General features: G+C 66.6%; 16 protein-coding genes. 3 read left to right on the top strand and 13 right to left on the bottom strand.

The window, feature by feature from the left end:
* The first annotated feature begins 126 nt into the window (after positions 1-126).
* Entirely contained in the window at positions 127-372 is a 246-nt protein-coding gene (locus VIF40_RS05185) for a hypothetical protein (RefSeq protein ID WP_331936457.1), read from the top strand.
* A 7-nt stretch (positions 373-379) separates the two neighbouring features.
* Here VIF40_RS05185 and recO read toward each other — a convergent pair whose 3' ends face one another.
* The 8 genes from recO to mgtE all read right to left on the bottom strand — a co-directional run bounded on the left by recO (position 380) and on the right by mgtE (position 6,495).
* Positions 380-1,102, bottom strand: a complete 723-nt coding sequence (gene recO / locus VIF40_RS05180; protein ID WP_331936456.1) for a DNA repair protein RecO — start codon at positions 1,100-1,102, stop codon at positions 380-382.
* Positions 1,103-1,109: 7 nt separating this feature from the next.
* Positions 1,110-1,337, bottom strand: coding sequence for a DUF1737 domain-containing protein (locus VIF40_RS05175; RefSeq protein WP_331936455.1), 228 nt, complete (start codon positions 1,335-1,337; stop codon positions 1,110-1,112).
* A gap of 120 nt (positions 1,338-1,457) precedes the next feature.
* Positions 1,458-1,733 (bottom strand): DUF6460 domain-containing protein, encoded by a 276-nt coding sequence (locus VIF40_RS05170; RefSeq protein ID WP_331936454.1) that lies wholly within the window; start codon positions 1,731-1,733, stop codon positions 1,458-1,460.
* Positions 1,734-1,761: 28 nt separating this feature from the next.
* Positions 1,762-2,217, bottom strand: a complete 456-nt coding sequence (locus VIF40_RS05165; protein ID WP_331936453.1) for a hypothetical protein — start codon at positions 2,215-2,217, stop codon at positions 1,762-1,764.
* 91 nt (positions 2,218-2,308) lie between these two features.
* Positions 2,309-3,487 carry an aspartyl protease family protein gene (locus VIF40_RS05160; RefSeq protein WP_331936452.1) on the bottom strand — a complete coding sequence of 393 codons (1,179 nt, stop codon included), beginning with the start codon at positions 3,485-3,487 and terminating at the stop codon, positions 2,309-2,311.
* Positions 3,488-3,623: 136 nt separating this feature from the next.
* Positions 3,624-4,055, bottom strand: a complete 432-nt coding sequence (locus VIF40_RS05155) for a hypothetical protein (protein WP_331936451.1) — start codon at positions 4,053-4,055, stop codon at positions 3,624-3,626.
* Positions 4,052-5,011 carry a GH25 family lysozyme gene (locus tag VIF40_RS05150; protein ID WP_331936450.1) on the bottom strand — a complete coding sequence of 320 codons (960 nt, stop codon included), beginning with the start codon at positions 5,009-5,011 and terminating at the stop codon, positions 4,052-4,054. Before VIF40_RS05150 ends, VIF40_RS05155 begins: the two co-directional genes overlap by 4 nt.
* Before the next feature lie 71 nt (positions 5,012-5,082).
* On the bottom strand, positions 5,083-6,495 hold the full coding sequence (gene mgtE, locus VIF40_RS05145) for a magnesium transporter (protein ID WP_331936449.1): 1,413 nt from the start codon (positions 6,493-6,495) through the stop codon (positions 5,083-5,085).
* 95 nt (positions 6,496-6,590) lie between these two features.
* On the opposite strand from mgtE, the gene VIF40_RS05140 reads away from it, so the two are divergent.
* Complete coding sequence (locus VIF40_RS05140; RefSeq protein ID WP_331936448.1) at positions 6,591-7,499, top strand: polysaccharide deacetylase family protein; 909 nt, start codon at positions 6,591-6,593, stop codon at positions 7,497-7,499.
* A gap of 144 nt (positions 7,500-7,643) precedes the next feature.
* Here the strand turns inward: VIF40_RS05140 and VIF40_RS05135 are convergent, their stop codons facing one another.
* The 5 genes from VIF40_RS05135 to VIF40_RS05115 all read right to left on the bottom strand — a co-directional run bounded on the left by VIF40_RS05135 (position 7,644) and on the right by VIF40_RS05115 (position 11,344).
* The gene (locus VIF40_RS05135; protein WP_331936447.1) at positions 7,644-7,778 is read right to left on the bottom strand and encodes a hypothetical protein; all 135 of its coding nucleotides are present in this window, start codon (positions 7,776-7,778) and stop codon (positions 7,644-7,646) included.
* A gap of 534 nt (positions 7,779-8,312) precedes the next feature.
* Positions 8,313-8,900: a hypothetical protein gene (locus VIF40_RS05130; protein ID WP_331936446.1), complete on the bottom strand. Its 588-nt coding sequence runs from the start codon at positions 8,898-8,900 to the stop codon at positions 8,313-8,315.
* A gap of 300 nt (positions 8,901-9,200) precedes the next feature.
* Positions 9,201-9,677 carry a MaoC family dehydratase gene (locus VIF40_RS05125; RefSeq protein WP_331936580.1) on the bottom strand — a complete coding sequence of 159 codons (477 nt, stop codon included), beginning with the start codon at positions 9,675-9,677 and terminating at the stop codon, positions 9,201-9,203.
* Between the two features lie 61 nt (positions 9,678-9,738).
* Positions 9,739-10,623: a TIGR01459 family HAD-type hydrolase gene (locus VIF40_RS05120; protein WP_331936445.1), complete on the bottom strand. Its 885-nt coding sequence runs from the start codon at positions 10,621-10,623 to the stop codon at positions 9,739-9,741.
* Position 10,624: 1 nt separating this feature from the next.
* Positions 10,625-11,344, bottom strand: coding sequence for a carbonic anhydrase (locus tag VIF40_RS05115; RefSeq protein ID WP_331936444.1), 720 nt, complete (start codon positions 11,342-11,344; stop codon positions 10,625-10,627).
* Positions 11,345-11,437: 93 nt separating this feature from the next.
* On the opposite strand from VIF40_RS05115, the gene VIF40_RS05110 reads away from it, so the two are divergent.
* Positions 11,438-12,301 (top strand): CoA ester lyase, encoded by an 864-nt coding sequence (locus VIF40_RS05110; RefSeq protein WP_331936443.1) that lies wholly within the window; start codon positions 11,438-11,440, stop codon positions 12,299-12,301.
* Positions 12,302-12,399 lie beyond the last annotated feature (98 nt).

Here is a 12,399-nt window from a genome sequence, read left to right as displayed (position 1 = left end):
TTTACCGCGTGCGCTTATATCCCTTCGCGACTCTAACGTGAACCATTGCCGCGCCTCCGCGCTTCCACTAAGACAGCCGAGCTTTCGGCCTGGTCCCGCGTCGCCGTATTTTTCGAGCCGCATCTCATGAAGAAGCCTCTCTTGTTCGCTTTCGCTGTCGGCGCCGGCCTCGCGGCGGCCAGCGTCCAATCGAAAGCGCTCGAATTCTCTCTGCTCGACTGGCTCCCCTTCCTGCGCGAGGACGTCGCGGAGAAAAAGGACGCGCGCCGCGTCCGTTCGCCGCAGGCGCTGTGCAAGGAGGTCGAAGTGCCGCTCGACGAAGGATATGGCGTCAGTCGGCGCGAGCGGCGCGTCGTCTGCGAGGACGAGTGAGCCCGTCTCAATTCGCCGCCGCGGCGGCGATATAGAGCCCACGCGCCGGCGGCGCCGTGAGCCCGCGCGGGCCGAAGACGTCGCGCTCCAGAAAATGCCCCGTCAGGCGAAAAGCCTCGACGAGATCGCCCGCATCGGCGCCCGCCGGCGCCGGCAGTCGCAGAAAAGCCGGGAAGGGCAGCAGCCTGTCCCGCCAGGGCGCGGCCGCCGCGCGGGCCACGGCGCGGCCGGTCTTGGGCGACACATAGGCGAGGTCCGCCGTCTCCCCGGTCAGCGCGCAACGCTCGAGATCGAGGCCGAAGCCCAGCGCCGCCAGCATCGCCAGCTCGAATCGCGCCATCAGCGCCGGGGCGACGTCGAGCGAATCGAGCCGATCGGCGATGACCTCCGCCATCTCGAATAATTCGCCATGCGGATCGCGCTCCGGCAGGAGGCGCAGCAGTCCGCAGAGATGGCCGACGCCATGCAGCGCGAAGGCGCGGTCGATGAGCCGCGCCGCGCGCGAGCGCACCGGCTCCACGGCGAAGGCGCCGAGATGCTGCTCTATGCGCGCGCGCCACAGAGCCTCGACGCTATTGCCCGGCTGCAGCACGGAGCGCAGCGCGCGGCCGGCGCCGCCGCGCACCAGGCCGGCATGGCGGCCATGCCCACGCGTCATCAGCTCCAATATGACCGCGGACTCGCCATGGCGCTTGACGCCGATGACGAGTCCTTCGTCCCGCCACTCCATGCGCCCGTCACAGCTCGGAGAGATTCACGTCCGGCGTGTATTTGAAGTCATAGACGTCCTTGGTGATCGCCTGGCCGCAGATCACCTTCCCCTTGGTGGCGTCGAAGGTGAGCGTCGGCGAGCCATAGAGCGACCAGCCCAGGCTCAAGGCCTCGGTGACGCGCTTGCAGAACTCCACATCGTCGGGGCCGGTCAGATAGCGATAGACGGTCGATCTCTTGCCTAGAGCGGACATTGCGATTCCTCGAATAGCGTCACGGAATGGTTGCGCATTTCGGCGCGGGCGATTCGCCCGGGCGCTTGCGCCGTCATCCTCGCGCCGGCGGCGGGGCGCAAGGATTTTCTACGGGCGCCGTCAGCGCCGGCCGGCGCTCAGCAGCCGCAGCACGAGCCAGATCGGCACCACGATGATCGCGCCGGTGACCACATAGCCGAGGACAGTGTGGACCGCCCCGAAGCCGAGCGAGGAAATGCGGTCGAAAAAGCGCCGCGCGCCATAAACGAGGTCCATGGGCTCGATCTCCAGCCACATCAGCAGCGCGCCCACGACGAGCGACACGAACAGCAGCTTGACGAGCACTTGCAGCGGCGAGCCGCCGAGAAAATCCTGGATTCGACTATTGGAGGCCATGCGCGTCCTTCGCTCCCGATTCGGCGTTTCAGAGACTCTCGCCCTTTGGAGCCTCCTCGCGGAAGAGCTTCATCATGCGCCGCAGGACTCTTTCGGTAAAGGAGAGCGCGCGCTCGAGCTCCTCCTCTCCGGGCAGGCCTTTGCGCGGCGTCGCCTCCGCGCCGGCGCCGCCCGGAAGCTTGGCGCGCAATTCGGCGTTCTCGCGCGCCAGACGCTCGATCTCGCCCTGTAGCGCCACGCGCTCCTCGGCGGCGACGCGGCAGACCGAGAGCCCGCCCTCCGCCGTGCAGAAAGAGACCGCGCCGGTCTGCTTGTCGAGACGCAGCAATCCGCCCTCGATCGGGCTCATCGCGAAGCGCCCAGCCTCGGCGAAGCGCCCGGCCTCGCTCTGCGACGGCTCGGCCGAAGGGGCTTCGGCCCACGCCGCGCCGGCGGCGGGGATAGCGAAGAGGGCGGCGAAAAAGACGAGGGAAATGATACGCATCGGCTCCGACCAGGTTCAGGAGGCCGCCCCTCGAGGCCCCGCTCCGATGTGGCGAGCGGAGCGAACCGCGTCAATAGGGGGAGCCGCCGCCTCACTTCTCCTGCTTTGCCGATATTTTCAGCTCCCGATCGGTCAACACGACGTCGAAACGCGCGAGGAAGGACATTCCGAGCAGGCCGTCGACGCCAGGGCCCATCGATCCGTCGACAATCATGGCGGGCACGGAGGCGGCATGCGCCTCGCCGAGGCGAATCGTGCGGGCCATAGTGAGCGAGGTCTCGATCAAGCCATTGGCGGTCTGCGCCTTCCTACCCCCCTTCGTCAAAGAACTCAGCTTGGCGCGCGTCGCGAAATCCTTCGTCACCGCGACGAAGCTCGCGCCCGTATCGACGATGAAATTCCCGGTCACGCCGTCGATCTCGGCCTTGACCGCGATGACGCCGCCGGTCGGCCGGCGTTTTTTCACGGAGCCGGCGGCATAATTCTGATCGCAGGCGCCCCGGCGCGCATATTCGGCGATCAGGCGTCGGAGCTCCGCCGTGTTGCGCTTGTCGGGAGCCATGGCGATGTAAGTCTGGATGAGCGAAATCGCCTCGCAGTACCGCCCCAGCGCCTCATAGGACGCCGCCATTCTCATGAACACTTCCGACGAAACGATCTTCGGATCGCTATAGAGCCGGAAGGCTGCGGCATAGGCTTCGAGCGCCTCCTCGTAGCGGCCGAGGCCTTGAAAGGCGCGCGCCTGCAAAAAATAATGCAGGTGATAGTCTGGGCGAATCCGCACGAGCTTGGTCGCCACTTCCAGCGCGGCGGCGTTGTCGCCCATGTCGTAGAGCGCTTCCCCGGCGTAGAGCAGCTCATTGCCGGATTTCGGGCACACCTCGCCGAAGCCGATCAGAAGCCGCGTCGCTTCGTGCTTGAAGCCGGACTGCTGGAGAGCGACCGTCGCCCGATAGATCAGAGAATTGTCGCAAGGCTCGCGCGAAAGCGCCGCAAGACTGTCGCGAATTTTCGGCTGGGCGAGCGCGGCCTCCGCCAGGGGCGTCATTTTGTAGCGTTCGAAGAGCGCGGGAAGAACGCCGGCAGCGAGAGGAACGCCGGCAGCGGGCGGTTCGGATTCCGCTACCGGCGCGGCCGGGCGCGGCGAGGACGTCGGAGCGCCGAGAGACGGCAGCCAGAAGACGAAGCCGAATACGCCCGTCACGAGGATAATCGCCGCGGCGACGGCGGTATAAAGTATGAAATCGAAACGATCGACTTTGCGCGTCATGTAATTGCTCGATCGAGAAAATAGCGCGCGAGTCGTGTCCGCGCCGGACGTTTAGTGAAATGTGATGAGTAATAGTATTACATGACGATAGCGCGTCGATCAAGTCGCGCCGAATGCGCCGCGCCTCTTCGGGCGCTCAGCGGCCGCCGCGCGACCGCGAATAGACGCCGGTCCGGCCGCCTTCGAACCGTCGCGACAGGCCGCCCCGCGGCGTGACGGCGAGCTCCAGCCGATCGAATTTCATCGGATCGTCCATGCTCGTCTGAAATTTCGTGACGGTGAGCGTCACCATGTCCCCTTTGCGCGACCAGCAGCCGGAGGCCAGCTCGTCGAGCGCGCCATAGGCGAGCCTATAGTCGAAACGCCCATCCGGGCGCAGCAGCAGCTCGGAGCCGGTCTCCATCACGCCGCTCAGATAATAATGGCCGGCGAGCGAAGGGTCGGCCGTCTCGCATTCCGCCGCCCGGGCCGCGTGAGCGGAAAGCAGCGCGGCTGCGAGGCAGGCCGAGCGCAGGTCGACGAGAGCGAGCAATCGGCCGCAGCCCCCGTCACGATGCGCATTCGTCACTGCGCGTTCTTCATGGCGGAGGGCAGCATCGCCGGGTCCTCCTCGATCAGTTTCTCTATGCTGCGATCGTCGATCGGCTTGGCCGCCGCGGTGGCGACCGGCTGCGCCTTCAGCCCGGTCTGGTCGGAGAGCCATTCGCGCCATTGCGCTTGACTGCCGTTGAATGTGTTCTGATCCACGGCGCCGGGAATTCCAGGCACACGTCCGTCCGAGCGATATTGCCAGAAGGTCCATTTGCGGTCGCCATAGCGCACCGCCGGATGATATTTCGTCGAGCGCACCCAGATCGGATAGTCCGACAGAGCGCCCGAATGCAGGATCGCCTGATAGAAATCCACCGAGCTGTAGATGATCGGCTTCTTGCCGTAATGGCGCTCCAGCTCCTCGAGCATGACGCGCATGTCGCGCAGCACCTCCTCGCGATAGAGCGTGCGCTTGCAGGTACGCGAGGTCGGCGTCGCCTCGACGTCGAGAACCGGCGGCAGCGCGTCCGGCTCCACCGGCACGACGGATTTGAAGAAACCCGTCTCCTCGTGCGGCGGCCGGCACCAATAGACGAAATGATAGGCGCCGCGCGGAATGCCGACGGCCTTGGCGGCGGCCCAATTGCGCTGGAATTTGGCGTCGAGCGCGTCGCCGCCTTCCGTCGCCTTGATGAAGGCGAAGCCGACGCCGGCCTCCTTCACCGCCTGCCAGTCGATGTCGCCCTGATATTTGGAGACGTCGACGCCATGCACCGCGAATTCGGCGCTGCGCGTCGCCGCATAGGCGTGCAGCTCCGATTCCGGCACCGCATAGGCGAGATAGGTCGGGTCCTTGCGCGCATTGACCAGCGGCGCGCTGGTCGCAAAGCGATGGCGAGCGCTGTAGGACGGGTCGATGGCGCTGCCGCAGCCGGCGAGCGCCGTGGAGAGGAGAACGGCCGCAGCCGCCGTGAGAATATCGTTCGATCGCATTGCGCGAAAATATCCCGCAAGCCGGTAACGAAGCGTTAATTCCCCGAGCCGCGCGCGATTCGCCGCGCGACTCAGCCCAGTCGGAACCATAATGTGGCTATCCCCAGAAAGGAACCATAACCGACGACGTCGGTGACGGTGGTGACGAAGGCGCTGGAGGAGATCGCCGGGTCGATTTTCCAGCGCTCGAGCAGCATGGGCACGAGAATGCCGCCCAGCGCCCCGGCGGTGAGATTGGTGAACATGGCCAGCCCGATCACCGGGGCGAGCCCGACGCTCTGGAACCAATTGGCCGCGACCAGCCCCGTCAGCAGGCCGAAAGCCGCGCCGTTGAAGGCCCCGGTCGCCAGCTCGCGCAGGATGATGCGCAGCGCATTGGAGCGCGCGAGCTGGCGCGTCGCCAGCGCCCGCACCGTCACCGTCATCGTCTGCGTCGCCGAATTGCCGCCCTGGCTGGCCACGATCGGCGCGAGCACGGCCAGCGCCACCATCTGCTGGAGCTCCAGCTCGAACGCCTTCAGCACGCTGGCGGAAATGAAGGCGGTGCCCAGATTGATGAGCAGCCACAGGAAGCGGCTCTTGACGATCCACCAGAAGCTGTCGGTCAGCTCCTCGTGCGGATTGACGCCGCCGAGCGCCTTGATCTCCTCGGAGGCGGCCTCCTGCATCACGTCGACGACATCGTCGATGGTGATGACGCCGACCAGCCGCTCCGCCTCGTCGACGACCGGCACGGAGACGAGATTGTAACGCTCGAACAGCCGCGCCACCTCTTCCGTGTCGTCGTCGAAATGCACGCGGCGGCGGTCCGCCTGCATGATCTCCTCGACCGGCGTCTTGGGATGGCCGCGCACCAGAGCGTCGAGAAAGACGGTGCCGAGCAGCCGATAGGCGGGATCGACGACGAAGACCTCGAAGAAATTGTCGGGCAGCGCGTCCGGCTCGGTCTCGCGGAAGAAATCCAGCACCTCGCCCGCCGACCAGAAGGGCGGCACGGCGATGAGCGTCGTCTGCATCAGGCGGCCGGCCGTGCCCTCCGCGGCCTCCAGCGAGCGGCGCAGCACGATGCGCTCATGCGCCGGCATCGCCTCGAGAACCTGCGCCTGCTCCTTTGGCTCGAGCGCCTCCAGAATGGCGACCGCGTCGTCGCTCTCGAGCTCGCGCATCGCCTCGGCGAGCGTCTCGACCGGCACCTCCTCGAGAATGTCCTCGCGCGTCGACTCGCCGACCTCGGTCAGAGCGGCGAAATCGAACGCGTCGCCCATCAGCTCGACGAGACGCGGGCGCTCCTCATGCTCGAGCAATTCGATGAGCGCGCCGAGATCCGCCTCGTGCAGCGGCGAGACCAGCTCCCTGACATGGCCGGAATCGCCCTCGGCGATCGCCTCCTCGACCGCGGCGACGAAATCGGCGCGCGGCTCGCCGGTTTCCTCGTCGCGAAAATTCCCTTCCGCAGGCGCCGATTTTTCATGGTCTTGCGACATATGGGGCCCTGATCGATGCGCGAGGAGGTCCGCCCGGCCGGCGAGACCGGGACAAGGGCTCCCTTAACGCGCCGCGCCGGGAAAGCAAACCGCCGATGCAACTTCTTTCTTCTCTGCTTCGCCTGACGGCGGTCCTGCTCCCGCTCATTCCCGGAGCCCAAGCCTTCGCCGCCCAATGCGGCCCGCAAGCGCTGGGAGTCTCGCGAACCATCGAGATCGACGGGGGCGAACGCCTGGCGCTCGGCCTGCAGACCTATCCGCGCACGCTGGCGCTCGCCGATCGGGAAGTGGTGCTGACCTTCGACGACGGCCCCGCCCATGGCGCGACCGAGCGCGTGCTGGACGCGCTGAAGGCCGAATGCGCGCGGGCGACCTTCTTCCTCGTCGGCTCCCATGCCGCCGAAGCGCCGGCGCTGGTGCGCCGCATCGTCGCCGAGGGCCATAACGCCGGCCATCATTCCTACAGCCACCCCGCGCGCACGCTGCGGCTGATGAGCGAGGCCTCCGCGCAGGCCGACATCGAAAAGGGCTTCGACGCCGTCGACGCCGCGGCGGGTTTTTCGCCCGAGGGACCGAAGCCGCATTTTCCTTTCTTCCGCTTTCCCGGCTTCGCCGACACGCCGGAGCTGGTGCGCTGGCTGGAGGATCGCGACGTCACCGTCTTCGGCGCCGATCTCTGGGCCTCCGACTGGCAGGAGATGACGCCGCGCGCCGAGCTGGAGCTGGTGATGTCCCGGCTCGAGGCGGCCGGAAAAGGCATCGTGCTGTTCCACGATCCGCGCCCCTCCACCGCGGCGATGATGCCGGAATTTCTGCGCGCGCTGAAAACGCGCGGCTTTCGCCTGGTTCACATCGTCCCCGGCGACGGGCCGACGCCGATCGTCCACGCCAAGCCCGGCTGGACCTCGGCGACCGAGGCGATCATCGCCAAGACGCTCGGCCCCAAGGGCCTGCGCAGCGAGCCGCAGGAGGAAGGCCGGGGAGTGAAAACCGAGGGTCGCTGAACGCGAGCGCGTTGCGAGAAACGGTCGGCTTGGCAAGGTTTCTGTCCTCGACGCCACACTCAAAGGTCGTCAAAGGGGGGTGCTTGCGCGCGGCGGCTGGCGCTATGACGGGGCTAATCAGCCCCGTCACGGTCCCTAGCTCGATCACGCGGCGGCCGACCGGCGCCGCACCGCTTCTTCATAGCTGCCAGGGTGCAGCTTCCCGGTTTTCACCTCAGAAACTCGACCCTGATTCACATCATAATCTTGAATGATGCGCGAGTAGAACTCACCGTTCATGATTCGGATTTGAATCTGAACTGCCTCTTCGAATGTGAGTTTATGGCAGGGAACGCGTCTTCTTGTCATATCAAGAGTCCTTTATATGGATCCTGAGAGACTTGACATGCGCGCGCGCGTGCATAGAATGCACGGTGTTGTCGAGCTTGCCGCCAAGCTTCACAGGGCTGTCGCGGTAGAGACGTGGGAGCCGAGGTGTAGGAGCCTCGGCTTTCTCGCGTCAGAAGGTCTACGACCTTCCGCACCTCTTATCTCAAATCGAAACAGATGAGTCAATAGCGACGCCGCAGGCGCTCGCTGGTGAGTTTTTTTGTCCGCAGCGTTGTGGGTAGCGTGCGGGTCATAAACACGCCTCTAGCTGCCCTGGTACGTGATTTATGGGCATACTTTTTTTGTGTGCGAACTCATGAAACAATGTTTCACATACGTTCTCGTAGCCGCACACCTACATTCAAGCCGGCAGCCTCGGAAGGAACGCGGGCACAAAGGCGACGAGGCACGCTCGAAACCCTCCACCTTATTGTCGTTCGCACACTAGATCCGCCCCCGGTCGCAGGCGTAGAAGCCTTTCGCGCCCCAGCAGGAGCCGGTCTTGTAGACGGCGCCGAGATCGCGATCCTTGAGCCGCGCGGTCCACACCCGGCCCTGGCGCAGCTTGATCGTCAGCGGCCCTTCGTCGATCTCGAAGATCACCTCCTTGTCCTTGGCGCGCAGAATGCGGCAAGGCTTGGCGATCACCACGCGGCCCTCGAGCTTCACGAAGCAGCGCGCCTCATATTCGTCGAGCCCCGTCGACGACGTGGACTCCGGCTCGGAAGACGGCGGCTCGACCGCTTCCGCCTCGACCAGCGTGGGCGAGGCGGGCGCCGCGGGCGCCGGAGCAGCGGGAGCAGGAGCGGGAGCAGCAGGAGCGGGAGCAGGGGCGGGAGCCGCGGTCTGCTCGGCGGCCAGCGGCATGGCGAGGGGCGGCGCGGCGATCGGCGGCGCATTGTCGAAAGAGGTTCGCGGCTTGGCCGAAAACTCGCCGAGCGCGGAAGCCGGATAGCCGAGATCGCCCGCGCCCGCCGTCGTGGCGAGGCCGACGCCGAGCGCGGCTCCGAGCAACGAGACTCTCACGCTCATGCCCTTTGTCTCCTCGCCCGCCGCCACGGGAATCGGCGGCCGGCCTCCTGTCGTTGGGAGCGGATCGCCATGCGTTTCGCCTCTATGGGCCTGCGTGGGAGGAGCCATGCCCGACCCACGCCGCGTCTCGCCTTCTATCCTGCGGACAGCGAAGGCGTTTTTCTTGCGTGAGCGTGACGGCGAAAAAGGGCGCTTGTTCGGCGCCGGAGGGGCCGGCCCGTGTCGCGATTGCGTAAGCCCCGAGCAGATGAGCGCGCCCTCGGCTGTGCTCGCGCTATCGGCGCCGGCGGGCGGGACGTCTCAGGCCGAGGCGGCGGGCTTGGCCATTTGCGCGGCGCGGGTCGCCTGCTCGCGGCTGGGCACCATGACCCAGGCCTCGCCGTCCAGCACCACCTTGCCGTCGACGAGGCATTCGCAATGCAGGCGGGCGCGGCGGCCCTTCTCGATCAGCTCGACGATCTCGACGACGACATGAATCACGTCGCCGATCTTGACCGGGGCGCGGAAATTCAGCGTCTGCGACAGATAGACCGCGCCCGGACCCGGCAGATACATGCCGATCACGGTCGAGATCAGCGACGCCGTGTAGAGTCCGTGGACGATACGCTCGCCGAAGCGCGTCTTGCTGGCGAAATGGTCGGACAGATGGATCGGATTGCGGTCGCCGGAGAGATCGGCGAAGGCGATGACGTCGTCGTCCATGACGGCCTTCATCAAGGTCTCGCGCATTCCGATGGCGAGGTCTTCGAAATAATAGGTCTTGAAGGGCGTCGACATGGATCGGGTCACCGGCCTCTAAGTTGCCCAGGCGGCAGAGTCCGCTGGGCCGTTTCCCCATCTACCACACCAGAAACGGCGCAAATGCAACCGGTTTGACGCCCGCGCCCGCCAGAAGCGCGCCCATTGCGGCGGCGTCCAGCCGGCGTTCCGGCGGCGGATAGAGCTCGTCGCGATGCACGCCCTCGGTCAAAAACAGCGAGTCGAGGCCGGCCCGGGCAGCCCCGAGCAAATCCGTGGCCACGCCGTCGCCGATGGCCAGAACGCGGCCGGCCGGCGGCGGCGCGCCCGTGAGAGCGGCGATGCGGCCGAGAGCGGCGGCGTAGATCGGCGGATAAGGCTTGCCGCCCATCGCCACCTCGCCGCCCAGCGCGGCGTAGCGCTCGGCGAGAGCGCCGGCGCAATAGACCAGCTCGCCGCCTATGCCGACGACGATGTCCGGATTGGCGCAGAGCATGGGAAGGCCACGCTCGCGCATAATTTCCAGCGTGCCTGCATAATCGTCGGGCGTCTCGCGCGTTTCGTCGATCAGCCCAGTGCAGACGACATAATCGGCGTCGGCGAGCGGAACGCGGCGGAATTTTCCGCCGAGCAGGCGGTCCGCGGCCTCGAGCAGCCCATTGTCGCGCGGCGGCCCGAGATGGTGACAGGCCTGACCCGCTCGCCCGACCATCTGATCGAGCGTCAATTGGCCGGCGCTGACGAGATCGTCATAGGCCGCGCGCGGCAGGCCGAGGCCGTCGAGCTGGCGGCCGACCTCCTCGCTCGGCCGCGAGGCGTTGGTGACCAGCGCCACCTTGCCGCCCCGGGCGCGGAATGTCTCCAACGCGGCGGCCGCCACGGGAAAATGCGAGCGCCCGTCGATGAGCACGCCCCAGACGTCGCAGAGGATCGCGTCATAGCGATCGGCGAGCTGCGACAGGCCGGAAATCTGCGGGATCGCCATATCAGAACCGCGCCTGGGCGAAGGCGGCGGCATGGGCCTGCGGCGCGACCTGCGAGAATTCGCCGGAGGCCTCGTCGAGCGCCAGCAGCCTGCCGTCCATCACGCCGAAATAGGCGCCGTGCAGCGAAAGGTAATGGCGCTGCTCCAACGTCGCGATCCAGGGAAAGCTGCGCAGATTGACGATGCCCTGCTTGATCGATTCGAAGGCGAGCCGCTCGACATAATCCGGCGTCATCGGATCGGGAATGGCGCCGGCGCGCTCGGCCGCCGGGGCGAGCAGCTTGATCCAGCTACCGATGAAATCGCCGGCCGAGAGCGGCCGCGTATAGGGGTCCGCCTGGCTCTCCGCATAGGCGCGCACGCCGCCGCATTGGGCGTGGCCGAGGATCACGAGATGATTCACCTTCAGCGCCATCACCGCATATTCGAGCGCGGCGGAGGTGCCGTGATAATCATTGTTCGGCGCATAGGGCGGGACGAGATTGCCGACATTGCGAATGACGAACAGCTCGCCCGGTCCGGCGTCGAAGATCGCCTCCGGCGCGACGCGCGAATCGCAGCAGCCGATGACCATCGTCCGCGGCTTCTGGCCATCCGCCGCGAGCTCGTGGAAACGCTGCTGCTCGCCGCGAAACCGCCCCGAGAGAAAGGTCTCGTAGCCTTTCGCGAGATGGGCGGGGAGAACATCGCCGGGCTGATCGATCGGGCCGGCATCGGTCATATTGGCTCCTCGTGACGGCCGGCGATGGCGCGCCGGCGGCGGCTCCTTTATTGTGGAGCGCGACCGACGAGGCAAGGGGAGAAAAAGAGAGCCATGATTTCGCGACCGCGACGCAGCGTGCTGGCCATGCCGGGCTCCAACGCCAGAGCGCTGGAAAAGGGCAAGACGCTCGCAGCCGACGTTCTGATGTTCGAGCTCGAGGACGGGGTCGCCGAGGCCGCCAAGGAGATGGCGCGCGAGCAGGTCGTCGCCGCGGTGAAAGGCGGCGGCTATGGCTCCCGCGAGATCATCGTGCGCGTGAACGTCCTCGATTCGCCCTGGTACGCGGCCGATATGGCGGCCGTCGCGGCGGCGGGGCCGGACGCCATCGTCGTCCCCAAGGCCGATAGCCGCGACGACATCTTGCGCGCCGCGCGCGATATGAAGGCCGCCGGCGCGCCCGCCCACACCACGCTCTGGGCGATGATCGAGACGCCGCGCGCGCTGTTCGACATCGAGAAGATCGCCAGCGCCGCGCCGGAGGCCCCGCTCTCCGCCATGATGCTGGGGCCGAACGACATCGCCAAATCGACGCGCGCAAGGCTGACGCCGGGCCGGCCGGCGCTCGTTTCCTGGCTCTCCTCGGCGGTGCTCGCCGCGCGTCTGCACAATGTCGATATCATTGACGGTATCTACAATGATTTCAACGATCTCGAAGGATTGCGACGGGAGGCCGAGCAGGGCCGCGATCTCGGCATGGACGGCAAGATGCTGATTCATCCGGGGCAGATCGCGACCGTCAACGAGGTCTTCGCGCCCTCCCCGGCCGAGATCGCATTCGCGCGCAAAATCGTCGAGCTGTTCGACGCGCCGGAGAATGCGGCGATCGGCGTCGCGCAGATCGACGGCCGCATGGTCGAGCGGCTGCATCTCGACGGCGCGCGCCGCACGCTGGCGCTGGCCGGCGCCGCGAGCTGACGAGCGGCGCTTCGAGGAGGAAATTCCCGGAGCGCCGAAGCTGGAACGAAACGGCGGCTGTTTCGCGGAATGGCCGCCTCGTCTATAAGGGGCTGCGG

The organism is Methylosinus sp. (genome assembly GCF_036560965.1).
Taxonomy (GTDB): domain Bacteria; phylum Pseudomonadota; class Alphaproteobacteria; order Rhizobiales; family Beijerinckiaceae; genus Methylosinus.
This window is presented reverse-complemented; position numbering and strand designations above follow the sequence as displayed.

Excerpts from the sequence above, each read along its gene's own strand:
- VIF40_RS05185 (WP_331936457.1), top strand. The coding sequence starts at position 127 with ATGAAGAAGCCTCTCTTGTTCGCTTTCGCTGTCGGCGCCGGCCTCGCG.
- recO (WP_331936456.1), bottom strand. The coding sequence starts at position 1,102 with ATGGAGTGGCGGGACGAAGGACTCGTCATCGGCGTCAAGCGCCATGGC.
- VIF40_RS05175 (WP_331936455.1), bottom strand. The coding sequence starts at position 1,337 with ATGTCCGCTCTAGGCAAGAGATCGACCGTCTATCGCTATCTGACCGGC.
- VIF40_RS05170 (WP_331936454.1), bottom strand. The coding sequence starts at position 1,733 with ATGGCCTCCAATAGTCGAATCCAGGATTTTCTCGGCGGCTCGCCGCTG.
- VIF40_RS05165 (WP_331936453.1), bottom strand. The coding sequence starts at position 2,217 with ATGCGTATCATTTCCCTCGTCTTTTTCGCCGCCCTCTTCGCTATCCCC.
- VIF40_RS05160 (WP_331936452.1), bottom strand. The coding sequence starts at position 3,487 with ATGACGCGCAAAGTCGATCGTTTCGATTTCATACTTTATACCGCCGTC.
- VIF40_RS05150 (WP_331936450.1), bottom strand. The coding sequence starts at position 5,011 with ATGCGATCGAACGATATTCTCACGGCGGCTGCGGCCGTTCTCCTCTCC.
- mgtE (WP_331936449.1), bottom strand. The coding sequence starts at position 6,495 with ATGTCGCAAGACCATGAAAAATCGGCGCCTGCGGAAGGGAATTTTCGC.
- VIF40_RS05140 (WP_331936448.1), top strand. The coding sequence starts at position 6,591 with ATGCAACTTCTTTCTTCTCTGCTTCGCCTGACGGCGGTCCTGCTCCCG.
- VIF40_RS05135 (WP_331936447.1), bottom strand. The coding sequence starts at position 7,778 with ATGAACGGTGAGTTCTACTCGCGCATCATTCAAGATTATGATGTGAAT.
- VIF40_RS05130 (WP_331936446.1), bottom strand. The coding sequence starts at position 8,900 with ATGAGCGTGAGAGTCTCGTTGCTCGGAGCCGCGCTCGGCGTCGGCCTC.
- VIF40_RS05125 (WP_331936580.1), bottom strand. The coding sequence starts at position 9,677 with ATGTCGACGCCCTTCAAGACCTATTATTTCGAAGACCTCGCCATCGGA.
- VIF40_RS05120 (WP_331936445.1), bottom strand. The coding sequence starts at position 10,623 with ATGGCGATCCCGCAGATTTCCGGCCTGTCGCAGCTCGCCGATCGCTAT.
- VIF40_RS05115 (WP_331936444.1), bottom strand. The coding sequence starts at position 11,344 with ATGACCGATGCCGGCCCGATCGATCAGCCCGGCGATGTTCTCCCCGCC.
- VIF40_RS05110 (WP_331936443.1), top strand. The coding sequence starts at position 11,438 with ATGATTTCGCGACCGCGACGCAGCGTGCTGGCCATGCCGGGCTCCAAC.